This window comes from Salinicola lusitanus, from assembly GCF_038648475.1.
Classification (GTDB): domain Bacteria; phylum Pseudomonadota; class Gammaproteobacteria; order Pseudomonadales; family Halomonadaceae; genus Salinicola; species Salinicola lusitanus.
Window position 1 is genome coordinate 569,707 of record NZ_CP151919.1, and the last position, 21,729, is coordinate 591,435.

At 65.9% G+C, this 21,729-nt stretch carries 21 protein-coding genes and 1 pseudogene; 11 read left to right on the forward strand and 11 right to left on the reverse strand.

The features are described from left to right. Window positions 1-24 precede the first annotated feature (24 nt). From AAGT95_RS02560 to AAGT95_RS02580, 5 genes are all read right to left on the reverse strand, one after another. Window positions 25-312 (reverse strand): MarR family transcriptional regulator, encoded by a 288-nt coding sequence (locus tag AAGT95_RS02560; RefSeq protein WP_110598058.1) that lies wholly within the window; start codon window positions 310-312, stop codon window positions 25-27. Next, window positions 305-2,668, reverse strand: coding sequence for an FdhF/YdeP family oxidoreductase (locus AAGT95_RS02565; protein WP_342595419.1), 2,364 nt, complete (start codon window positions 2,666-2,668; stop codon window positions 305-307). Before AAGT95_RS02565 ends, AAGT95_RS02560 begins: the two co-directional genes overlap by 8 nt. 295 nt (window positions 2,669-2,963) lie before the next feature. Beyond that, window positions 2,964-3,767 carry a formate dehydrogenase accessory sulfurtransferase FdhD gene (locus tag AAGT95_RS02570; RefSeq protein ID WP_342595420.1) on the reverse strand — a complete coding sequence of 268 codons (804 nt, stop codon included), beginning with the start codon at window positions 3,765-3,767 and terminating at the stop codon, window positions 2,964-2,966. Between the two features lie 136 nt (window positions 3,768-3,903). Further along, a complete protein-coding gene (locus AAGT95_RS02575; protein ID WP_075562204.1) occupies window positions 3,904-4,035 on the reverse strand; it encodes an entericidin A/B family lipoprotein in 132 nt (43 codons plus the stop codon). Between the two features lie 143 nt (window positions 4,036-4,178). Beyond that, on the reverse strand, window positions 4,179-4,307 hold the full coding sequence (locus AAGT95_RS02580) for an entericidin A/B family lipoprotein (protein WP_110707968.1): 129 nt from the start codon (window positions 4,305-4,307) through the stop codon (window positions 4,179-4,181). Window positions 4,308-4,465: 158 nt separating this feature from the next. Here AAGT95_RS02580 and AAGT95_RS02585 point away from each other — a divergent pair, with 158 nt between their 5' ends. After that, the gene (locus AAGT95_RS02585; protein WP_342595421.1) at window positions 4,466-4,888 is read left to right on the forward strand and encodes an HIT domain-containing protein; all 423 of its coding nucleotides are present in this window, start codon (window positions 4,466-4,468) and stop codon (window positions 4,886-4,888) included. A gap of 36 nt (window positions 4,889-4,924) precedes the next feature. On the opposite strand, the gene AAGT95_RS02590 is transcribed toward AAGT95_RS02585, so the two are convergent. Genes AAGT95_RS02590 through AAGT95_RS02605 form a run of 4 tightly spaced genes read right to left on the reverse strand, consistent with a single transcriptional unit; the run spans window position 4,925 to window position 7,741 of the window. Continuing rightward, window positions 4,925-6,013: a nickel/cobalt transporter gene (locus tag AAGT95_RS02590; protein WP_342595422.1), complete on the reverse strand. Its 1,089-nt coding sequence runs from the start codon at window positions 6,011-6,013 to the stop codon at window positions 4,925-4,927. Continuing rightward, complete coding sequence (locus AAGT95_RS02595; RefSeq protein ID WP_110598064.1) at window positions 6,001-6,639, reverse strand: DUF1007 family protein; 639 nt, start codon at window positions 6,637-6,639, stop codon at window positions 6,001-6,003. The genes AAGT95_RS02590 and AAGT95_RS02595 overlap by 13 nt, the downstream gene beginning before the upstream one ends. 44 nt (window positions 6,640-6,683) lie before the next feature. Further along, on the reverse strand, window positions 6,684-7,094 hold the full coding sequence (locus AAGT95_RS02600) for a hypothetical protein (RefSeq protein ID WP_157958337.1): 411 nt from the start codon (window positions 7,092-7,094) through the stop codon (window positions 6,684-6,686). Window positions 7,095-7,126: 32 nt separating this feature from the next. Beyond that, a complete protein-coding gene (locus AAGT95_RS02605) occupies window positions 7,127-7,741 on the reverse strand; it encodes a hypothetical protein (protein WP_342595423.1) in 615 nt (204 codons plus the stop codon). A gap of 215 nt (window positions 7,742-7,956) precedes the next feature. Between AAGT95_RS02605 and AAGT95_RS02610 the strand changes: the two genes are divergently transcribed. From AAGT95_RS02610 to AAGT95_RS02635, 5 genes and pseudogenes are all read left to right on the forward strand, one after another. Further along, window positions 7,957-8,130 carry a hypothetical protein gene (locus AAGT95_RS02610; RefSeq protein ID WP_342595424.1) on the forward strand — a complete coding sequence of 58 codons (174 nt, stop codon included), beginning with the start codon at window positions 7,957-7,959 and terminating at the stop codon, window positions 8,128-8,130. 313 nt (window positions 8,131-8,443) lie between these two features. Next, the gene (locus tag AAGT95_RS02615) at window positions 8,444-9,283 is read left to right on the forward strand and encodes a heme/hemin ABC transporter substrate-binding protein (RefSeq protein WP_342595425.1); all 840 of its coding nucleotides are present in this window, start codon (window positions 8,444-8,446) and stop codon (window positions 9,281-9,283) included. Window positions 9,284-9,291: 8 nt separating this feature from the next. After that, window positions 9,292-10,326: an iron ABC transporter permease gene (locus AAGT95_RS02620; protein WP_342595426.1), complete on the forward strand. Its 1,035-nt coding sequence runs from the start codon at window positions 9,292-9,294 to the stop codon at window positions 10,324-10,326. A 91-nt stretch (window positions 10,327-10,417) separates the two neighbouring features. Continuing rightward, a pseudogene (locus AAGT95_RS02625) lies at window positions 10,418-11,116 on the forward strand (ATP-binding cassette domain-containing protein); the annotation flags it as partial. A gap of 343 nt (window positions 11,117-11,459) precedes the next feature. Continuing rightward, window positions 11,460-11,795 (forward strand): hypothetical protein, encoded by a 336-nt coding sequence (locus tag AAGT95_RS02635; RefSeq protein WP_342595428.1) that lies wholly within the window; start codon window positions 11,460-11,462, stop codon window positions 11,793-11,795. 20 nt (window positions 11,796-11,815) lie between these two features. Here the strand turns inward: AAGT95_RS02635 and AAGT95_RS02640 are convergent, their stop codons facing one another. Further along, entirely contained in the window at window positions 11,816-14,044 is a 2,229-nt protein-coding gene (locus AAGT95_RS02640) for a TonB-dependent hemoglobin/transferrin/lactoferrin family receptor (RefSeq protein WP_342595429.1), read from the reverse strand. Window positions 14,045-14,335: 291 nt separating this feature from the next. On the opposite strand from AAGT95_RS02640, the gene AAGT95_RS02645 reads away from it, so the two are divergent. The 4 genes from AAGT95_RS02645 (at window position 14,336) to AAGT95_RS02660 (ending at window position 19,284) form a co-directional block, all read left to right on the forward strand. Beyond that, complete coding sequence (locus tag AAGT95_RS02645) at window positions 14,336-15,475, forward strand: glycerate kinase (RefSeq protein ID WP_342595430.1); 1,140 nt, start codon at window positions 14,336-14,338, stop codon at window positions 15,473-15,475. 180 nt (window positions 15,476-15,655) lie between these two features. Then, entirely contained in the window at window positions 15,656-16,135 is a 480-nt protein-coding gene (locus tag AAGT95_RS02650) for a Dps family protein (RefSeq protein ID WP_110598074.1), read from the forward strand. A 195-nt stretch (window positions 16,136-16,330) separates the two neighbouring features. Then, on the forward strand, window positions 16,331-17,701 hold the full coding sequence (locus AAGT95_RS02655; RefSeq protein ID WP_342595431.1) for a PAS domain-containing methyl-accepting chemotaxis protein: 1,371 nt from the start codon (window positions 16,331-16,333) through the stop codon (window positions 17,699-17,701). Continuing rightward, a complete protein-coding gene (locus AAGT95_RS02660) occupies window positions 17,698-19,284 on the forward strand; it encodes a chemotaxis protein CheW (RefSeq protein WP_342595432.1) in 1,587 nt (528 codons plus the stop codon). Before AAGT95_RS02655 ends, AAGT95_RS02660 begins: the two co-directional genes overlap by 4 nt. Here AAGT95_RS02660 and rmuC read toward each other — a convergent pair. Continuing rightward, on the reverse strand, window positions 19,281-20,897 hold the full coding sequence (gene rmuC / locus AAGT95_RS02665; RefSeq protein ID WP_342595433.1) for a DNA recombination protein RmuC: 1,617 nt from the start codon (window positions 20,895-20,897) through the stop codon (window positions 19,281-19,283). The genes AAGT95_RS02660 and rmuC overlap by 4 nt on opposite strands. Before the next feature lie 238 nt (window positions 20,898-21,135). Between rmuC and AAGT95_RS02670 the strand changes: the two genes are divergently transcribed. After that, on the forward strand, window positions 21,136-21,699 hold the full coding sequence (locus AAGT95_RS02670; RefSeq protein ID WP_110598203.1) for a type 1 glutamine amidotransferase domain-containing protein: 564 nt from the start codon (window positions 21,136-21,138) through the stop codon (window positions 21,697-21,699). Window positions 21,700-21,729 lie beyond the last annotated feature (30 nt).

Here is a 21,729-nt window from a genome sequence, read left to right on the forward strand (position 1 = left end):
AAGTGCATCGATACCGGCATTGAGTCAGCAAGTGGTGGCCAAAATCAACCGCAGGGCAGGACTGGCGCCACCGACCGGCGTGGCCGTGACCCAGCCGTCGCTCTCGAGTTCGGCCGCCGCCCGGCGGACAAGCGCGTGCTCGAGGCCCAGACGACGGGACACCCGTGCCGTGGAGACGCCGCCGTCGCCCGCCGCGTCGGCGTGGCGAACCGCCAGCAGCACCAGCGCCGCCAGCGGGTCGAGTTCGGGATGTTCGGCCTGCAGCGTCGCCAGTCGACCCTGCAGGGTTTCCGGGTCGAGCGGTTCAGGCAAGTCGCGTGCTCGCCTCGAGCCTGACGGCGATCGACTTGGAGGCCGGGGTGTGGCTGAAATCGCCCTTGTGGGAAAGCGGAATCAGCGGATTGGTTTCCGGATAGTAGGCCGCGGCGCAGCCCTGGGGGGTGTCGTAGGCGACGATCTTGAAGCCGTCGACACGGCGGACGACGCCATCGTCGGACTCGCCCACCAGGTCGACCCACTGACCGGCCTCGAACCCGAGCCGCGCGATGTCGTCACGGTTGAGGAAGATCACCTGGCGACCGCCCTCGATGCCGCGATAGCGATCATCGTAACCGTAGACGGTGGTGTTGTACTGATCGTGGGAGCGCATCGTCTGCAGCGTCAGCCACCCTTCGCGCGAGGCGAGCTGCTGGTGCATCACCGCCGCTGGCAGCGGGTCAGCGGAGAACTCGGCCCTGCCGGTCGCGGTGCCGAACTCGAGCCCGGCCACCGGGTTGGCGAGCCAGAAGCCCCGCGGCACGCGCACGCGGCTATTGAAATCGTGAAACCCGGGAATCACCGCGGCGATATGCTCGCGGATGACATCGTAGTCCTCGCGCATCGCTGCCCAATCGATGACCTCGTCAGCGATCGCTGCATCGGCGAACAACCGCTCGGCAATGCCGGTCAGGATGGCGATCTCGGAACGCAGCGACTGGTCCGCCGGCTTGTTGATCCCGGCCGAGCCGTGAACCATGCTCATCGAGTCTTCCACCGTGATCAGCTGCGACTTCCCGGCCGCATTGCGATCGATCTCGCTGCGGCCGATACACGGCAGGATCAGAGCCTGGTCTCCGGTCACCAGATGACTGCGGTTGAGCTTGGTACTGATGAAGGCGGTCAGGCGGCAGTTGGCCATCGCCTTCTCGGTGACGACGCTATCGGAAATGGCGCGGGTGAAGTTTCCGGCCAGGCCAATGAATACCTTGCCCGGCTGGTCACGCATCGCCTCGACCGCCGCCACCGAGTCGACACCATGTTCACGCGGCATCGGCCGCGCATATTTCGCCTCCAGCGCGTCGAGCAGCGCCTTCGACGGCTTTTCGAAGACGCCCATGGTGCGGTCGCCCTGGACGTTGGAGTGGCCGCGAACCGGCGAGGTGCCGGCACCGGGCTTGCCGAGGTTGCCGCGCAGCATCAGCAGGTTGACGATCTCGCGCACCGTCGGCACGGAGTGCTTGTGCTGCGTGATGCCCATGGCCCAGCAGGCGATGGTGGCATTGGAGCGCGCATAGAGCTCGGCCGCCTGCTCCATCTCCTCCCGGGTCAGGCCGGACTGGGCTTCCAGCGTCGCCCATTCGGTCGCCTCGACGCGAGCACGGTAGGCTTCCAGGTGCGCGGTGTGCCGGTTCAGGAAGTCATGGTCGAGCACCGCCTCCCCGGCGGCATCGCGGGCGAACAGCGCCTTGGCCATACCCCGCACCACGGCCATGTCGCCGCCCAACTTGGGCCGGAAATAGTGGCTGCTGATGCGATGGCTGCCGTTATGCAGCATCTCCAGCGGCTTCTGCGGATCGGCGAATTTCTCCAGCCCACGCTCCTTCAGGGTATTGAAGGTGACGATGGTCGCCCCGCGTTCCGCCGCCTCGCGCAGCACGCCGAGCATGCGCGGATGGTTGGTGCCCGGGTTCTGGCCGAACACGAAGATCGCCTCGGCCTTCTCGAAATCCTCCAGCCGCGCGCTGCCCTTGCCGGTGCCCAGCGCGGCGTTGAGCGCCACGCCGCTGGCTTCGTGGCACATGTTGGAGCAGTCCGGCAGGTTGTTGGTCCCGAACAGGCGCGCCAGTAGCTGGAACACATAGGCGGATTCATTACACGCCTTGCCGGAGGTGTAGAAGATGCCATCGTTCGGGGTCGGCAACGCCTTGAGCTCGTCGGCGATCAGATCGAGCGCCTCGTCCCACGCCACCGGCTCGTAATGATCGGTCTCGGCGTTGTAGCGCATCGGCTCGACCAGACGCCCCTGGTCCTCCAGCCGATAGTCGTCCCAGGTCTTGAGTTCGCTGACGCTGTACTTGGCGAAGAACTGGCGGGTGACGCGCTTGGCGGTCGCTTCCCAGGTCACTGCCTTGACCCCGTTCTCGCAGAACTCGAACGACGAGCCGTGCTCGGGATCGCCCCAGGCGCAACCCGGGCAGTCGAACCCGTCGGGCTGGTTGAGCTTGAACAGCGAGCGGGCGTTGAGTGCCGGCGAGCGGCTATGCAGCAGATGCCGGCCCACCGACTTCAGCGCGCCCCAGCCACCGGCCGGGTTGTGATAGTCGAATATCTTGGGTGCCTTGGCCGACGCGGCCCTTGGGGCATCCTCGGCGGGAGACTCGGGACGGGACTCTCGTTGAAACTGGGACATGCTGTTCCTTACACGTTCGGTGACGACCGGAAATCGCGGACGGATGCCCGCCGGCGCGCAGCGATACGGTCGGCTTGGGTCGGCATGAGATTCGGGATCCGGTGTCGGCGCAAAGCGGCTGATGCCCGCGAGAAGTGACGAGCGCGCTGCAGACGTTGGTCGTAATACAAAAGTATATTACGCCGCTAACGTTTCGGCTGTCGACAACTGGCGGGAGCTAGCAGGCACGCGGGACGAGGTAACGTATCGGCCGATACGCGCAGGGCTTTAGAGGAAGCAGGGCCGACGTTCTGACTCAGCCGTCGCCGCGGCTCAACAGTTCGAGCCGCTTGCCGCGGTGGCAGTTGATCAGGGTCAGATTGCAGCTGCGGGCGACCTCGACCGCGAGCCGGGACGGATAGGAGAGCGTCGCCAGCGCCGGAATCCGAGCCCGGACGCTCTTCTGCACCAGTTCGAGGCTACAACGGCTGGAGGTCATCACCAGCGCCGGCATCCTACCGGCCATCAGGCTGGCCCCAATTACCTTGTCCAGTGCGTTGTGGCGCCCGATATCGCGGCCGACGGTGTCAATCCGGCCCTGCTCGGAGAGGCCTAGTGCCAGATGAACACCCGGCGAAGACTCGGTTCGCAGCGCGTCCAATCCCGCGCCGAGGCTCGCGACGGGCGGCAACGACGTGACAGGCAGTCGGGTCAGGCCGAACAGCAGTTGCGACTCCTCCTGCACTCCGCAGGCACCGCAGCCGCTGGTCGACAGGGTGGCCCGCGCCTGACTGCCGGCCCGCCGGGCAATCCGCTCGGCCACCCGCAGCCTGACCCGAAAGCCGTGGCGGCTGGTTTCGACCGCCACCGACTCGACATCGGCGTATCGGTCGATCACGCCCTCGCTGAACGCGAAACCGACCGCCAGCGCCTCGAGCTGGTGCGGCGTCGCCAGCACCGTGGCGTAGGCGGTGTCGTTGAAGACGATGGAAACGGGAGCTTCCTGCGGCCCGGGCAGCGTATCGAGCGCGTGCGGGCTGGCATCATCGTAGCCGGTCAGCGGCTCGCGATCGTTTTCGTACCCCTGCGGGCTGGACTCGGTGGAGAGGGGGGAGGTCATGGCGGACTCCGATCTAGCGACGATTGCCGGGGCGACAAGGTGACGATATCACGCGTCGGAGGGAGGTAACGGGCCATGTAGAAACGAGAAAGGAAGAAACCAATGCCCGATCCGTCGAGGACCGGGCATTCGGCTGTCAGCTGGCGGCGTCCTGAACGGCTTCACCGCCGCTTTCGATATCCTTGCCGGCACCGTCGACCGTGTTGCAGCCTGCCAGGATACCTGCGCTGAACAATGCGAACAGAGAGAAAGCGATTAGGCGTTTCATGATGTCGTCCTCCTTAACGTTTTGGGCAGACGGACACGAGGTCCATCCGGGCCGTTTTGTGATCGGCCTGTCATCAAAATAGCAGAGAGTCGTGCTAACGCGTACGAGATCTTGCCTAACTCCCGGATTTGGCATCCAAAACGCTATTGCGAAGCGTTCTGGATCTTCTCGCCGCCACGCTCGATGTCCTTGCCCAGGCCATGCATGGTATTGCAGGCGCTCAGTGTCACTATCAGCCAGCCGATGGCCAGCCATCCCAACCCAGCTTTCATTGCCGTGTTCCTCGAGTTGCCAGGCCGCCGACCGGTGCGACGGAATCGAGAGCTTATCACCGTTGCCCCGTTCGCAGCGCAACTCGACGCTCCCGTGGCCTCGACGTAAAGTGGCGCCTTGCGATCCGCTTCTCCCCTTCTCCACCGTCGGAGGCGTCATGCCCAATTTCACGCTCGACTCTCGCCTGCAACAGGACAGCATTCACGTCGTCGATCTACCCCTGTGCCAGGTTCGCCTGAGTCGAGATGCCCGCTACCCCTGGGTCATCCTGATCCCGCAGCGCGCCGGTGTCGTCGAGATCTACGATCTGCCGGGCGACGACCAGGCGCGCCTGTGGCAGGAAGCCACGCGACTGGGGCAGGCGATGATGGCGTTCTACCGGGGGGATAAATTGAACATCGCCACGCTGGGCAATGTCGTGGCGCAGTTCCATCTCCATGTCATCGTGCGCTTTGCCGACGATGCCGCCTGGCCCGGCCCCGTCTGGGGCCATGGCAGCGCCGACGCCTATCCGGCCGATTTGCTCGAGCAGCGTCGTGCAGAGATCGCACGGCTGGCGAGCTCTGCGACGTCGTCGTGACACCGACCGGAGCTATTCACCTCTCCGCCGTGAGGGTCAGCCCCGCCCCGCGCCGAACGGCCCCGGCGCGGGGTCGGACTGCTGCGCGGTAGGCGCGCCAAGCATGGGGGGACCGGCGGCCGGCCCTCGCTGCCACTGGGCCAGGGTCAGCGACAGGCCCAGCACCAGTATCAGCGCCCCGCCGGCCAGACCGACCCACGCCTGCCACTGGCCGCCGCCCCTGGCGGGCTTGAGATGGCGCTTGACCCAGTCGCGCGCCAGCACGCTGAGCAGGGCCAGCGATGAGACGGTCAGCGCCGTCCCCAACGACATTGCCAGGACCGCGACCACCCCCTTGCCGAACTGATCCAGCAGGGAGGCTGCGCCCAGTAGCAGCACCGCGCCGCTACAGGGGCGGATACCGATCGACAGCACCGTCAGCAGCGCCACGCGCCAGTCTCCCGCCTGCTGGGGATCGATATGATGCTCGTGCCCGCACCCGCACTGGGCGCCGTGGGCGTGTCGCTGCGCGGGCGCCATCGGGCCCGGCGCCGAATGGCTCGACGCCGGGCCGGTCGTCGTCACCGGCGTGAAGGTCGAGCTGAAGGTCGTCGTGGCAGCGATGCCAGCGTTGTGGCGCGTTCGCCACAGGCGTCGCAGCGACCGGATACAGAGCCACAGCCCGACCAGGGTGACGATCGCGAAACTCGCCAGTTCCGCCTGATCGATGCTGCCCATCGCCTGGCGGGTCAACCACCCCAGACCGAATACCAGAACGCCGATGATGGCGATCGCCATCACGCCCTGCAGCAGGGCCGCCAGCACGGAGAGGCCCAACGCGCGGCGCCAGGCGCCCCCCTGCGACGCCAGATAGGTACTCAACACCACCTTGCCATGGCCCGGTCCCGCGGCATGGAAAACACCGTAGCCGAAGCTCACACCGAGCAGCACGCCCCAGGCCGTCGCGTCGGGAGCGCGCTTCAGCGCACTGACGGCCTCGACCAGGGCGTGATAGAACTCGCCCTGCCAGAAGACGATCTGGACCGCGACCTGCTGCCACCACCCCAGCGCATAGCCAATCCCGCCAGCGCCAATCAGCAGCGCCAGCGGTACCAGGAATCTCAGCGTCATTTTCAGGCTGGGCACGAGATCTCTCCGGTCTCGGCAAAGAAGCGCCCGAGATTCGGCTCGCCATTCTCACCCTTGTCCAGCATCGCCGCCTCCATCACCTTCTGCGGGTCCGGGGTCGCCTTGACGATCCGGGTGGTGCAGCCTGCCGGCGGATGGTCCAGCTTCAGGGCGTCGGGTAGTGGCTGGGAGCCGTCCTCGTTGGCCTCGTGCACCATCTCGATGTAGTAGGTGGGATCGAAAATCCGATAGCTCAGGGTATGGCCGGCCAGCGGTTGCGGTGCCGACAGCGGCAGCACGAACTCGTACACCAGCCGGTCGTCGCGATAGTCGGTATTGGTGTCGGTGACATCGCCCTGGGTGACGGGCTGACCGTCGAGCGTGATGTTGGTCAGGTTGTGCTGGGTAGCGAGATTGTTGCGAATCTCCACCCCCAGCGCATCGAGGCGCTGGGCCATGCTGGTACCATCCTTGACGGTCGCCATCTCCTCCATCACCACCTGGCTGTAGAACGGATCCATGCGCCAGCGCTGGCGCAGAGCGGTCAGGTTGCCTTGATCGTCGAAGACACCCTCGACGCTCATGTCGACCCAACCGTGGGGATGCGCCAGAGCGGCCGGCGAAGCCCCCAGGAGCATGCCCATCGTCAACCCCAGCCACGCGCAGTGTCGCCAAAAAAACCGTTTCCTCAAGGCAGCAATCCCAATCGATTCTGAACGTCGATGAACAAGGGGTCGAGCGCCAGCGCATCCAGGGGCTGGCCGCCGCGCCGACCGCTCAAGGTGAGGTAGGTATCGCCATTCTGCATGACCAGCCCCGGCGGGCGTTCGCCGCCGCTGGTGATCTGAGCGTGAATCTCGTAGCCGGAGCGGGAGGCGAGCACGGCATCGAGCTGGCCCAGATCGCCATCGCCATGGCGAATCACGAACCCGCGCTCGGCGAGCATCGCCAGCGTCGCCTTGAGCGTCTCATCCGCCGTGGCCTGTACGGCAATACTGCGTGGCTGTGGCTGCGGCGACACCGCACAGGCGGTCAGCAGCAGCAACCCAACCAGCACGCCCAGCCAGGCGGCCTTGCGTCCGCCGGACCACGCTGTCACGGCTCGCCTGCGAGGCATCGTCTCGCGGTCTCTCATGGTGTCACTCCGGTGGCGGGCGGGTTGAGACGAGATTCGATATCCTGGCGCAACTGCTGGCAGAACGAAGGCTGATTGTAGCTACGTGCGTCGATCACATAGCCGTTGTGATCGACCACCACCGAATCGCGGTCGACCAGCGTCGTCGCCTCCGGTGTCACCACCGAGACGCGCTCGACCTGCACCGGATCGGTGTTGTAGCCACCGCCGAAATTCTGGAACACCCCCAGCGAATATCCGCTCCTGCCACCCAGGCCGAACCCTCCCCACAGGCCGGTACGCCCGAACGGGCTGTTGACGGCGCCAAGGCCTGGCTGTGAGGTCTTGCGTTCGGCGCTGACCAGGCCCAGCGACGCGTCGGTATCCAGGATGGTGTAGCCCTGGCTCTCCAGAGCATCCCGCGTGGCCCGTAGCCGCACCAGCGGATCGCCGGAGGCTGGCCACTGGCAGGCAGCGGGCAGAGAATCCGGGCGATTGGCGGCGAGCGGTTCCGGCGTGGCCAGCGACTGACAGCCGCTGGCCAGCGCCACCACGGCGCCGACGAAGAGCCAACCGATGGGGCCGGGACGCGTCGCGCGGGGCAACCGGCAACGCCAGGATGATGGTTTCATGGCACTCTCCTCGAGAGGCAACGGCGAACAGCGTGAGCATGACAGTTGGCCCTTCGCCGGTCCACGTCCATTGAACTTTGTAGGAAAACTGTCGGCCTCGACAATCCGGCGTCAAAAATCGGCTCAATGAACCACGTTCGGCACGTCCGGGGACGCGCCTTGATGAAGCGTCTGAGCCACGGGTCCTCCTCCGATAGTGGCTCTCAAGATAGACCATGACGCCGCGGGACCATGGACCGGTGCCGTGCCTGAACGTCATCACCGGTAGCCGGCACGCCAGCAACAGCCTGAATATCCAGGAGTTCAGGATCGTGCCCCACCAGGCGAGTTCCTCTGCCGAAGCGAGTCGTATACCCGTGATGGAAGCGCCAGCGCCTTCGGTCAACTGACCTGGGAAAACGAGACCTCGAGCGCCGGGCTGCGCTACGACGACTATCGGCGCCAGGGCAAGACTGCCCTGCCGGGAACGGAATGGAGTGGATAGCGCTGAAGTGTCTGCAGTGAGCATCCCGTTGGGTTCAGCACCCGCTGGGGCCAACCGCGTGTACGCGCATCAGGGCTAGCCCAAGCGCAAATCTAAATGTAAATTATTATCAATAAATTCTCGATATCGATGTCCCGCCGGACACCGTGGTCTTGCAAGCAAAGGGCACGCATCGACTTTTCACTCGCTTTGGCAGCCGTCTTAGGAACCTGTGAATCATGAAGACTATTCTTCGCTACGCGTTGACGTTGCTCCTGCTTGCCGGAATGGCTCCCGTCATGGCCGCCGAACCCCGAACGGTGGTGATCGGCGGCGATATCGGAGAGATCCTGGCCGAGCTCGACGCCACCGACTCGCTGGTGGGGCGCGACGATACCGTGCGCCATCCGGCGTCGCTGACGACGTTGCCGAGCGTCGGCTATTTGCGTCAGCTCTCTGCGGAGAGTGTACTGTCGCTTCACCCGCAGCGACTCATCGTCAGCGCCGATGCGGCGCCATCGGAGACGCTCGATCAGCTCGAGGCGAGCGGTGTCGAGCTGATCGAGATTCCGGCCGACAAGCGTCTTGAGTCGATTCCCGATAAGGTCCGCACCGTGGCCGAGGCGGTAGGTGTTCCCGAGCGTGGCGAGGCGCTGGCGCAGAAGCTCGCAGGGCAGATCGCGGCGCTGGACGCGTTGCCGCCCTTGACCGACCTCCGCGGCCTGTTTCTGCTCAGCCATTCCGGCATGACGCCGATGGTCGCGGGTAGCGGCACTGGCGGTGACGGCATGATGCAGGCGGTCGGCCTAACCAATGCCTTCGCCGGATTCGAGGGCTATCGCCCGGTCGGCGCCGAGGGGCTGGTCGCCAACCATCCCGATGTGGTGATCGGCACGACCCTGGGCATTTCGGCGGTGGGCGGCGAGTCCGGCGTGTGGGCGCTGCCGGGAATGATGGCCACGCCGGCCGGTGCCAAGCATCGGCTCTTGGTCTTCGACGATTTGGCACTGCTCGATTTCGGGCCGCGTACCCCGCAGACGCTGATGGATCTGCGCAGGGCGCTGGAAGCACTGCCGTGAGGGAGGGCATGATGACGGTGGCGATGCTGGCCGATCCGATTCGGCGCGCGTCGCGGCGGCGCCGCCGCGTTCTCACCGCGCTAGCGCTATTGCTGGTGCTGGCGCTCGTCATCGCCGCGCTGACCGGCGCGGTCGGGCTGTCGCCCCGGGTGCTGCTCGGCGAGATGCCAGCGCCGATGGATGCCTACGTCTGGTGGCAACTGCGGCTGCCGCGACTACTGGCGGCCACGCTGATCGGTGCCGTGCTGGCGGCCAGCGGCACCGCCATGCAGGGGCTCTTCCGCAATCCGCTGGCCGACCCCACCCTGCTCGGCGTGGCCAGCGGCGCGGGCCTCGCGGTCGCGGTCTGGATCGTGCTGCTGGGTGGCATGGGCGGCCAGTTCGGCCTCTACGGCCAGTTCGTCGCCGGTTTTCTCGGCGCGCTCTTCATCACCGTGGTGGTTTTCACGCTGGGCAGCCGGGCGCCTGAAGGCGGTTCGCTGACGACGCTGCTGCTGGCCGGTCTGGTTCTCAACACGCTGGCCGGTGCCGCCGGCGGGCTGCTGGCGTTCATCGCCAACGACCAGCAGTTGCGCCAGCTGAGTCTGTGGGGGATGGGAACTCTGGCGCACTCGCTGTGGCCGGGGGTGATCGCCGCACTGATCGTGGTGCCGCCGACGCTGTGGGTACTGGCGCGCAGCAGCCACGACCTGGATCTGCTGCAACTCGGTGAGTTGACGGCGTTCGGCGCCGGTCTGAACGTGATCAGAATGCGCCGGGGCGTGGTCATCGCAACTGCGCTGGGCGTGGGCTTGAGTGTCGCCCTGGTCGGCATCATCGGGTTCATCGGCCTGCTGGTGCCGCATACGCTCAGGTTGTGGCTGGGTCCGGGCCATCGCCTGCTGATGCCGGCGTCGATGCTCGGCGGTGCGCTGCTGCTGGTGGTCGCCGATACCCTGGCACGCACGCTGGCCAGCCCTGCCGAAATTCCGGTGGGGCTACTCACCAGCATCGTCGGCGGCAGCTATTTCCTATGGTTGCTGCTGCGTCGACGTTTTCATTGATTCATCCCCCACGAAGGTGACCATGCTAAGACTCGAAGAGGCGGGCCTTTGTACTGCGCCGGCGCTCGATGCGTTCAGCGGTGACGTGGTGCCGGGAGAGCTGCTCGCCATCGTCGGCCCCAACGGCGCGGGCAAGACGACCTTGCTGACAATGCTGGCAGGGCTACGCCTCCCGGACAGCGGCCGGCTGACGCTGGATGCCGTCGACCTGCGCGACTGGACGCCTCAGTCGCTGGCGTCGCGCCGAGCCATCGTCGCCCAGCGCGACGTGCCCAACTTCGCCTGGCGGGTACGCGATCTGGTGACCTTGGGCGGTACGCCGAGCGTGGCTCGGCTCGAACGCACGCTGGAATCGATGCAGCTTACCGCGTTCAGCGAACGAGTTGTCACCGAGCTCTCCGGCGGCGAGTCGCAGCGGGTGATGATCGCCCGTGCGCTTTGTCAGCTGGCGCCGCGGCCTGAGGATGCGACCCGCCCTAAGGCAGGCGGCATCCTGCTCCTCGATGAACCGACCAGTGCGCTGGATATCGGCCAGCAGCAGCGGTTGATGCGGCTGCTGGCGCGCTGTGCCCGAGACGACGGTCTGGCAATCGTTTGTGTGCTGCACGACCTGAACCTGGCTGCGCGTTATGCCCATCGGGTGTGGCTGTTGAAAGCCGGTCGGCGAGTCGCGGCGGGAACGCCCGAGAACGTGCTGACGGCCGAGCGGGTAGCCAATGCCTTCGATGCCGAGCTGACGCTGCTCGATACTATCGACGGTGGTGAGCGGGTGCTGCTGCTCGATCGGTGAAGCGCATTTGTAGAGGCCAGAACTTCTGGTACGGATGCCCCCTGGCAAGGCGCTTCGTCACCCCTCTTCCTGACTCTGAACAGCAAACGCTGGCTGCACTCTGCACGCCCTACGGTGGCGTGCTCATGCCATCTTGCGGAGTGATCAAAACCATACGGTCCCGCCAATCAGTGAAATACTGCAGATTCGCCTTGACGCCACTGAGTGCGCGCCTCCCGTTCGAGCACCCGCGTGATGAGGTGCATCGGCTGCTAAATAGGTGAGTATTGCACCTACGATTTGCATTCGCACCCGCGATGGCACCACTCAATACCCCGAGGCCTGGCAGCCAGAGCCCAAGCAAGTGAGCCAGCTCAAGGCGCTGGCCACGAGCCTCGATGCCCTGGCCGAGGACATTCAGCGTGAGTGGGATCGTCGCCAGCAGATGATCGATGGCCACCTCGATCGACACCCCGGCTTGCAGCAGGATCGCGCCTTGCCGCAGACGACTTCCGTCGCAGACCCTGCGGTATCGCTCCGGCGCCTGGCGACGCTGCGTAGCCGCGTTTTCGAGCGCGTCCGACAGCCAGCGGCCTTCGCCGGCGCGATGCCTGTCCGTTGGGAATCGGGCAGTTCCGTACGGGGTCCTCGAGGCGCAAACCGCATGCCGGCCACACACCGCTTGATGAGACATATGTGACCGGCCCGGAGAGAGGATATCTAGAAGACGTACTGTGCACTCACGCCGAAGTTACGGCCGGGCTGCGTATAACGATCCAGCCCGTCGCCCTGAATGTTCAGGCCGCGCACGTCGTCCCATACCCAGTACTTCTTGTCGGCGAGGTTGAAGATGCCGCCGCGCAGCGTCAGATGCTGGCCGAGCGCGACATGCGCCGTCATATCGTAGAGCTGATAGGCGGCCGGGGCGAACGATGCGCCATCGGCGTCGTGATCGCTGACGTGATTGACGAAGGTGCCGGTCAGCTCGCCGCCCCAGCGTTGGCTCGGCGCCTGGTAGCCGAGGCCGACGACCGCCTGTACGGGCGGAATTGTCTCTAAAGCGCTGCCATCCTTGAGATTCTTGCCCTCGATATAGGCGGCGGCAATCCGGCCATAGAGGCCGTCGATGGCGCCGAACGCTTCGGCCAGATCGAGCTGGCCGCGGAATTCGACGCCGCGGATCAGGGCGCGATCGACGTTCTCGGTCGTGAACTCGCCGTAGGGATAATTGCTCGGATCGATGCTGGCTGAGACACCGCTTTCGATGAAGTCCCGGTAGTCGGTGTAGAAGCCTGTCAGCTCGGCGCTACCGAGATGACTCTGCGTGCGCACGCCGGCCTCGACGAAGCGGCTGCGTTCGTCCTTGAGATCCGGGTTGGCGACGATGCGATAGCCGCGACCGCCATTGTAGTCGTAGTAGAGCTCATCGTAGGAGGGTGCGCGGAAACCCCAACCGGTCTTGCCGAACAGCTGCACCGCCGGGGTGAGATCGAAGGTGCCGCCGAGCTGTCCGGTGAAGGCGTCGCCCCTTGCGCCGTCGTAGTCCTGCGAGACCAGCGCATCGTCATCGAGGTCGTAGCGGTAGCTGTCATAGCGGATCGCCGGCGTCAGACTGACGCGGCCATCGGCCAGTGCCAGGCGATCCTGCAGGTAGACCCCAAAGCGGGTGGCATCGCCGCGCGGGGAGAAGCGGCTCTTGGCGACGGTGCCGGCATCAAGATTGCGATCCTGGCTCAGGCTGTCGTAGCCGTCGCGCTTGATCACGGCGCCGTAGGCGACCTGCTGTGGCACGCCGAACGTGAACTCCTTGCTCAGATCGCTCTTCAACTGCCAGGTGGTCTGGTCATACTCGCGCTCGACCTGGCGATTGTAGCCAGCGTAGATCATATCGCTCTGATTGACGGTTTCGCTGCGCTGCCAGTCGAGCTGCCAGTGCAGATCGTCGAAGAGTGGCGTGTCGGCGGCGAGATCCTGATAGATCCCGAGGCGCAAGCGCGTGATGTTGTCGTCACTATGGTAGTCGTCGTATCTGCGGCCCTCCTCGGAGAAGAGGTGCAGTTTGGAGGAGATGCGATACTTCTGGGCGATCAGGCCGATGCGGCTGTTGTCGCTGACCTTCTGCAGTTTCCACAACACATCGTAGTTATCGACGTCGCCGGGATCGGGTTCGCGGCGTGCGGTGCCTCGGGTGTCGTCGCTCTTACCGTCGCCGACATGATTCTTGGTCGCATCGGCGTTACGGTTGGTGGCGACCAGCAGTGACTCCAGGCTGCCACGGCGACCGGCCAGCGTGATGTTCTCGAACAAGCCGTCGTTATCGCTGCGATAGCCGCCCATGACGCTCGCGTAGCTGTCATCGCCACTCGGTGAGAGAAAGTCTTCGGGTGACTGCAAGCGCAGATTGACGGTGGCGAAGCCGGAGCCGTGTCGAGCGTCGCCGCCCTTGACCACGCTGGCGCCACTCAACGAGGCGAGATCCACGCTCAGGCGGCCGGCGTTGAGATAGCTCGAGGTCGGCTCGTAGGACTCGGGCATCTCCAGCCCATCGAGCTGAATCGATACTCGATTGTCGTCGTTGCCGCGTACGTTGAAGCCGGCGAGACCAAAACGGCCATTGTTAGTGGTCAGTATGCCGGGCTCGTAGCGGAACAGATCCGCTGGCGAATAGGCGATCTGATCCTTGAGTTCGACGGCTTCGACCTCGGCGGTGGCACCCTCTTCGGCAGTAGTGCGCTGGATCGCGCGTTCTCGGATCGAAGTCACCCTGATATCGCTGAGCGTGTCTCTTTTCTCGGTCTTGGCTTCCGCGGCGAGAAGCGTGGCTGTCGGCAGCATCAACCCTGCGATCAGGCAAGAGGTGATGGCGAGAGCGCGCGAGTGCGGGCGTGACGGGTGGCCGTTGTGGCGGGTATCAGGAAGAGAGGTGCCGTGTCGTTTGGAAGCGTTCATGAGTCTTTGTGTAGGGGTGGATGTGAACGCTAGTAACCGATAGGTGATAATAAATGTCAATTGCAAGTGATATTCATTATCGAAAAAAGGTGCCAGAATAACGATTGGACGCGCTCACGAAGGCACGAGCCCTGCGGAATCCGCGGGGTCCACACGCCTAGGCGCTGTCTGGAAACGGCCTTCACCACGCCACCCGCCGCGAACGGGGCCGTCGCAACGGCCGGCCAACGGCGCTAAGCTGGTCGCGCCACCGCTCCCGCGCCCACGATGCCACCCATAGCCGAGGATTCGATGAAGATCGTCATTGCTCCCGACAGTTACAAGGACGCGCTCAGCGCCCGCGACGCCGCTGCCGCCATCGCCGCCGGCATCGAGCGGGAACTGCCCGATGCCATCCTGCACCAGTGTCCGATGGGCGACGGCGGCGAGGGCACGCTGGATGCCCTGCTGGCGGCAACGAGCGCCGAGCGGAGAACGGCAAGCGTGCAGGATGCGCTGGGGCGCGAGGCCACCGCGGCCTGGGGCTGGCACGAGGCATCGCGCACCGCGTTCGTCGAGCTGGCCGAGGCCAGCGGTCTGCAGCAGCTCAAGCGTGACGAGCGTACCGCGCTCGACAGCACCACCTTTGGCGTCGGGCAACTGATCGTGGCGGCACTGGATGCCGGCGCGGAGTCGCTGGTACTGACCCTGGGCGGCAGCGCCACCAACGACGCCGGCGCCGGCATGCTGGCTGCCCTTGGCGGACGACTGCTCGACAGCAGAGGCAACCCCCTGCCCCCCGGCGGCGCCGCGCTGGCCGAGCTGGCGACACTCGATCTCGATGGCCTCGATCCGCGGCTGGCCTCGCTGACGGTTCAGACCGCCGTCGACGTCGATAACCCGCTGCTCGGGCCACGCGGTGCCAGTGCCGTGTTCGGGCCGCAGAAGGGGGCCACGGAGGCCGATGTCGAGCGGCTGGACCAGGCGCTGTCGCACTTCGCCGATCATGCCGCCAGGATCCTGGGCGAGGATTTCAGGGAGCTGCCGGGCGCTGGCGCCGCCGGCGGGATGGGTTTCGCGGCTCGCGCCTTTCTCGGCGCCACCCTGCGTCCCGGCATCGAACTGGTGATGGATCAGGTCGATTTCGACACACTGCTGGCCGACGCCGACTGGGTCATCACCGGAGAGGGGCAACTGGACGGTCAGAGCCTATCCGGCAAGACGCCGATCGGCATCGCCCGCCGGGCGGAGCGCTTCGGCGTTCCCACCATCGTGCTGGCCGGAAGGCTGGGCGATCAGTGGCAAGCCTCCTTCGATCACGGCATCACGGCCGCGTTCGCACTGGCGGATGGCCCGATCACCCTGGACGAGGCACTGGCTCGCTGCGGCGAACTGCTGGCCGATCGCGCGCGGACGCTGGCCAGGCTGTGGCGTGTGGGCAGCCAGGGATGACATACCACCGGAAGCTCTTCCACGACGCTTGTTTTGTCGTCATGTGGCCCTGATATACCCAGGCATGGAACGCGCTTAACGTCCTGATAGAACGACGCTATCCGCGCCATATCGAGACTTGGATGGGGCTTCGGAGAGCGCCCGGTTACACTGTCACGATCACCTTTCAGGAGAGAGACCATGTCCGACATCGATACCAATGCCATCGGCCTGCATACTTCCAGCGCCGAGCAACTCGCCGAAAAGCTCAACACGCTGCTCGCCAACTACCAGGTGTTCTACATGAACACCCGCGGCTACCACTGGAACGTCAAGGGCGAGCAGTTCTTCGAGCTCCACGCCAAGTTCGAGGAGATCTACACCGACCTGCTGACCAAGGTCGACGAGGTCGCCGAGCGGATCCTGACCCTGGGCTATCAGCCGCTGCACGCCTACAGCGACTATGCCAAGGTGTCGCAGATTCAGGAGGACAAGCAGGTCGCCGACGGCAAGCAGTGCGTGCAGGGTCTGGTAAAGGGGTTTCAGGTGCTGATCGAACTGCAGCGCGAATTGCTCTCCCAGGCCAGCGACGCCGACGACGAAGGCACCGCCTCCCTGGCCAGCGACTACATCCGCGAGCAGGAAAAAACCGTGTGGATGCTCAACGCCTATCTCGGCTGAAGCGCTCGCTCTCACTGCCGCTGCCGACGTCGATGCCGCCCTCCGGGGCGGCATCGTCTTTTGGGGTACGGTTTATCTCACCGATAGTCGAGATTAATTAAACTTCGACACCACCCAGCCGATGTTGTGCGGTATCCACCACGAGCCCCGTCATCCGACAGGCTCGCGGCTTACTTCCCGCTCTGCGGAGGCCTCATGCCCCTCGACACTTCCACCGACAGCTTCGACACACTCGCCGCCCCGCCGCTGGAGGCGCTGTGGCAGGCGGTCAACCGCTCCCAGGCGGTGATCGAGTTCGACCTCGACGGCCATGTGCTCGACGCCAATGCGCGTTTCCTCGACGCCATGGGCTATCACCGCGACGAAATCATCGGCCAGCACCACCGCCTGTTCTGCGACGAGCGCTACGCCCAGAGCCGCGCCTATCAGGAGTTCTGGATGCGCCTGGGACGCGGCGAGTACGTCAGCGGCGAGTTCAAGCGCGTCACACATCAGGGCGAGGATATCTGGCTGCAGGCGACCTATAACCCGGTGCTCGACACCGAGGGCAGACCCTACAAGGTGATCAAGCTGGCCTCGGACATCACCCTGCAGAAGCGTGCCGTCGCCGAGTACGAAGGCAAGGTCAAGGCGATCGATCGCGCCCAGGCGGTGATCGAGTTCGACCTCAAGGGCAACATCCTCACCGCCAACCAGAACTTTCTCGATACCCTGGGCTACCACGCCGACGAGATCGTGGGTCAGCATCACCGCCTGTTCTGCACGCCCGACCATGTGGTCAGCCGCGAGTACCGCGACTTCTGGCTGGCACTGAGCCGCGGCGAACTGTTCGACGGGCGCTTCATGCGCCTGGGCAAGCATGGTCGCCGGGTCTGGATCCAGGCCACCTACAACCCGATCTTCGATGCCGACGGCAAGCCCTACAAGGTGATCAAGTTTGCCACCGACATCACCGCCGAGGTCGAGCTGGAGGAGCATATCCAGGCCCAGACCGAGGCCATGAGCCAGTCGGTCCATGCGCTCAACGCTTCCATCGCTTCGATCGCCGAGAATACCCAGTTGACCCGCTCGCTGGCCCGCGAAACTCAGCAGGAGGCCAACCGCGGTACCCAGTCGCTGAGCGACTCGCGCGAGGCGATGGCGGCGATCCAGAAGTCCTCCGAGGATATCGATGCCATCGTCAAGGTGATCGGAGAGATCGCCTCGCAGACCAACCTGCTGGCGTTCAACGCCGCGATCGAGGCCGCCCGCGCCGGGGAGCACGGCCTGGGCTTCTCGGTCGTCGCCGACGAAGTGCGCAAGCTGGCCGAGAAATCCGCCGACGCCACGCGCCAGATCAACCGCCTGCTGGGCGAGTCGCTCAAGCGCATCGACAGCGGCAACATGGTGACCCAGCGCGCCACCGACTCCTTCGCACGTATCGTCGAGGGCGTGGCCCAGACCACCGACTCGATCGAGGAGATCGCCACCACCGCCAGTGCCCAGCTCGAGACCGCCAACCGGGTCGATACCGCGATCCGTGAACTGGCCCGGGTTACTCGCAGCGAGGAGCGAGCGACGTCATGAGCGCGTGCGTCTTCGGCATCCTGCGCGTCGGTGCCGGCGATGTCGCCCTCGATGCCCACGACCTGCAAGAAGTGGTACGCCTGGAGCGCCTGCCGCCGCCGCGCCCGCGGGCACCGACATGGTCGCTGGGCACGCTGTCGCTGCGCGGCCAGCCGCTGCCACTGGTCGACCTGGCGGGGCTGCTGCAGCTCGATCATGACCTCCCGGCAGCGTCCACTCTCGATGCCCATGATGAGCCCCAAGTCGACGAGGTCCCTATCGACGAAGCCCAGAGCAAGACTCTCCGCCAGGGCAAGTCTCGGGCCAGCTTCGTCGCCGTGGTGGCGCATCGCGGTGCGCGCTTCGGGCTGTGTGTAAGCCAGATCGTCGATGTGATCGAGGTGCTGCCCAGCCAGCGCCATGCCGTGAGCCACGGCGACGGCAGCACCCTGGCGCTGACGCCGGCGCTGATCGATCACCCGAGCCTGGCCCACCCGGCGTACCTGCTCGACCTGGATGCGCTATTCGCGCTGGAGGAGATGGTCGCGGTGACACCGTCGCCAGAACTCACCGATCGTCGTTCGCCGGACGCCTCGGCGCCGCCGACGCTGACCAGCGATGCCACGCCGACACGGTTCACCGCCCGGCGCTGGCTGATCGTGGAGAGTGGCGGCCAGCCGCTGGCGCTGGATACCGCGATCGTCGGCGAGGTCGCCAACTGCCCCGAGATCGAACCGCCGCCGATCGAACTCGATGCTTACCTCGGCAACGTCACACTGCGCGGTACGCGGCTGCCGCTGTTCGACCCCAGTGCATTGATCGGGCGCGCCCCGCAGCGCCTGCGGCCCCGCTACATGGTGGTGCTCGATGGCCCCGAGGGGCGTCTGGCACTGGCCCTGGAACACGTCACCACGCTCAGTGCCGACGGCACCCTGTCGCCCGCCGGCCCGGGGCAGCCGGCGGCGGTGGCCGGACTGGTCGCCTGCCCCACGGGGCGCGATGCGCTGGCGCTCGATCACCGGGAGCTGCTGTCGGCGCTCAATCTGAGTGCGCTGGCGCGCCTGCATGCGCGGCTCGACGGCACCCAGACGGGCAGCGCGGCCGCCGAGCACCAACCCCGGCGACGCTTCGCGCTGGTGCGCTTCACCTGTGCCGGCGACTACACCACGTTGCTCGATCAGCTCGACGCGGTCGACGTCGCCCCCACCGACTATCTCGCCAGCGGCGGTGACCCGCGCTTCGTCGGCGTCTGGCGCCGTCAAGGACGCAGCGTCGCCCTGGTCGATCTGCGCCGCCTGCTGGGCCGCGACGCATCGCGCCCACCCCAGCACGTGCTGATCGCCGACAGTGGCCAGGGGCTGATCGGCTTTCTCGCCGATACGGTGCAGCGCATCGACTACGTCGAGGCGGCCGAAGAGAGTCTGGTGGTGCGCTGGCGCGGTGACATCGACCCCGCGGCCCCGGCGATCGAACGCGCCAAGCGGCTGGTGGCGCTCGGCGTCGGCGCCGACCATCAGGTGATGGCGCTGCTCTGCCTGCAGGGCCTGGCGATCGACCTGGCGGCGGGCGGTGCGGCACTGCCGAACGCCGCCGAGCCCGCCTAGCCCGGCCTGCCCTGCCTCGGGCGGTCTTGCGCGGCGGGTGCGGTATCGCTCTCGCCGCTATCGGTATGCGCGCTATCTTCGGCGCGCTCGCTTTCGGCAGGGCCGCTCTTGGCGTGCTCGTTCTCGCCCCTCTCGTTTTCACCCCTCTCGTTCTCGCCGGCATCACCCGTGCGACTCGCATCAGCGTCGGCCGGGGTTCTATCGAGTGCCGTCTCGTCGGCGTCCGCCTCCCGGGTCAGGTGTTCGGGCAGCGCGCGCTTCATGCGCACGCCGAGCTTCTCCAGCGCCAGCGCCTGGCCGACCAGACTGCCCTGGCCGGTGGCGAGCCGCCCCATGGCCTGGTCGTAGCTGCCCCGGGCACGGCCCAGATGGCGCCCGACATCCTCGAGACTCGAGACGAAGCCCTGGAACTTGTCGAGCAGCTTGCCGGCGCGCTCGGCGATATGGCGCGCGTTCTCGTTCTGGCGCTCCAGATTCCACAGGCTCGCCACGGTGCGCAGGCTGGCCAGCAGCGTGGTCGGCGTGACCACCACGATGTCGCGGGAGAAGGCGTCCTGGAACAGGGTGTCGTCGAACTGGAAGGCGACCGCGAAGGCCGGCTCGATGGGCATGAACAGGAACACGAAATCCGGTGAGCGCAGCCCCGGCAGGCGCGGGTAGTCGCGTCCCGCCAGGCCGTCGATATGCGCGCGGATCGCCTGTACGTGGGCCCGCAGCGCCTGCTCGCGCTCGGCGTCCTCCTCGGCGTTGACGTAGCGCACATAGGCGTTGAGCGAGACCTTGGCGTCGACGATCAGATGCTTGTCGTCGGGCAGGTAGATCACCGCATCGGGGCGCTGACGTCCCTGCTCGCCCTCGATCGAGACCTCGCGGCGATACTCGATGTCGCGGCGCAGCCCGGAGCGTTCGAGCACCGACTCCAGCATCACCTCGCCCCAGTTGCCCTGCATCTTCTTGTCGCCCTTGAGCGCCCGGGTCAGGTTGGCCGCCTCTTCGGTGATCTGACGATTGAGGGTGGCGAGCTGGTCGATCTGCACCTTGAGCGTGGTGCGCTCACGCACCTCCTGGCCGTGGATCTCCTCGAGCCGCTGGCGAAAGCCGCTGACCTGCTCGCGGAAGGGCTTGAGCAGCGCCTCGAGGCTGTCGCGGCTCTGGGCGCTATAGGCGCGCTGGCGCTCGTCGAAAATGCGTCCGGCAAGGAATTCGAATTCGTGCCCCATCCGCGTCTTCGCCTGCTCCAGCAACTGGAGCTGTTCCGCGTGCTGGTTCTGCTGCTGCTCGTGGCGAGTCTCGAGCCGCCCGTACTGCTCGCGCAGCGCCGCCAGGCGCTCGTTGAGGGCCTCGAGTTGCTGCTCGCGGGCACCGAGCTGCTGCTGCAGTTGCGCCTGCCGCTCGCGGAGATCGTCCTGCTGGCCGTCGCTCTGGGCCAGTTCCTGCTCCAGGCGCCGGCACTGCGTCTCGCTGGCCTGAAGCCGCGCCTGCAGGCTGTCGCGCTCGCCCATCCAGTGCCGGCGCTGCCACACCAGGACACCGACCAGGATCGTCACCAGACCACCCAGCAGGACGAGCCCGCCGGTAGACGGCAACAGCCATTCCCCCACTCCGCCACTCATCGCATCGCTTCCTCTTGCCCTGGCACTCACTCGCCATCTCGCGGCGGCCACCATCCCCGAGTCGGCTCCCGCGCGCAAGCCGCGTGCTCCTGCCCGAGGCGTCCGACGCGCGTTTTTCCTTGAACTTTGCCCAGACTATCCCAAACTTCCTGAGTGAGCCGAGACATGGACCGGGATGGCCCATGGGCTTGCCACTCATCGAAACATCAAGCCGATATATCAAGACCAGGAGGTCAAGATGGCTCAGCAACTCAACGGTAAACGTGTCGCAATCCTCGCCGCCGACGGCTTCGAGGAGTCCGAGCTCGCCTCCCCCCGTGCCGCGCTGCAAGGTCAGGGCGTCGAGACTCATGTCATCACCCCGGACGGCAAGGGCATTCGCGCCTGGGCCGAGACGGATTGGGGCGACACCTACGAGGCTGACAAGAGTCTCGACGCGGTCAACGAATCCGACTACCACGCCCTGGTGCTGCCGGGTGGCCTGTTCAATCCCGATACGCTGCGACTCAACGACAAGGCGCTGGCGTTCGTCAGGCACTTCTTCGAAGCCGGCAAACCGGTCGCGGCGATCTGTCACGCGCCTTGGATCCTGATCAACGCCGGCGTCGTCGAGGGCCGCAAGATGACCTCGGTACCCTCGGTCGCGCAGGATCTGAAAAACGCCGGTGCCCAGTGGTTCGACGAGTCGGTCGTGGTCGACAGCGGCCTGGTCACCAGCCGCACGCCGAAGGACCTCGACGACTTCAATGGCAAGTTGCTCGAAGAGTTGGCCGAAGGTCGTCACAGCAATCAGCACGCCTGATCGACGCTCGACAACGACCCTCCGGACGCC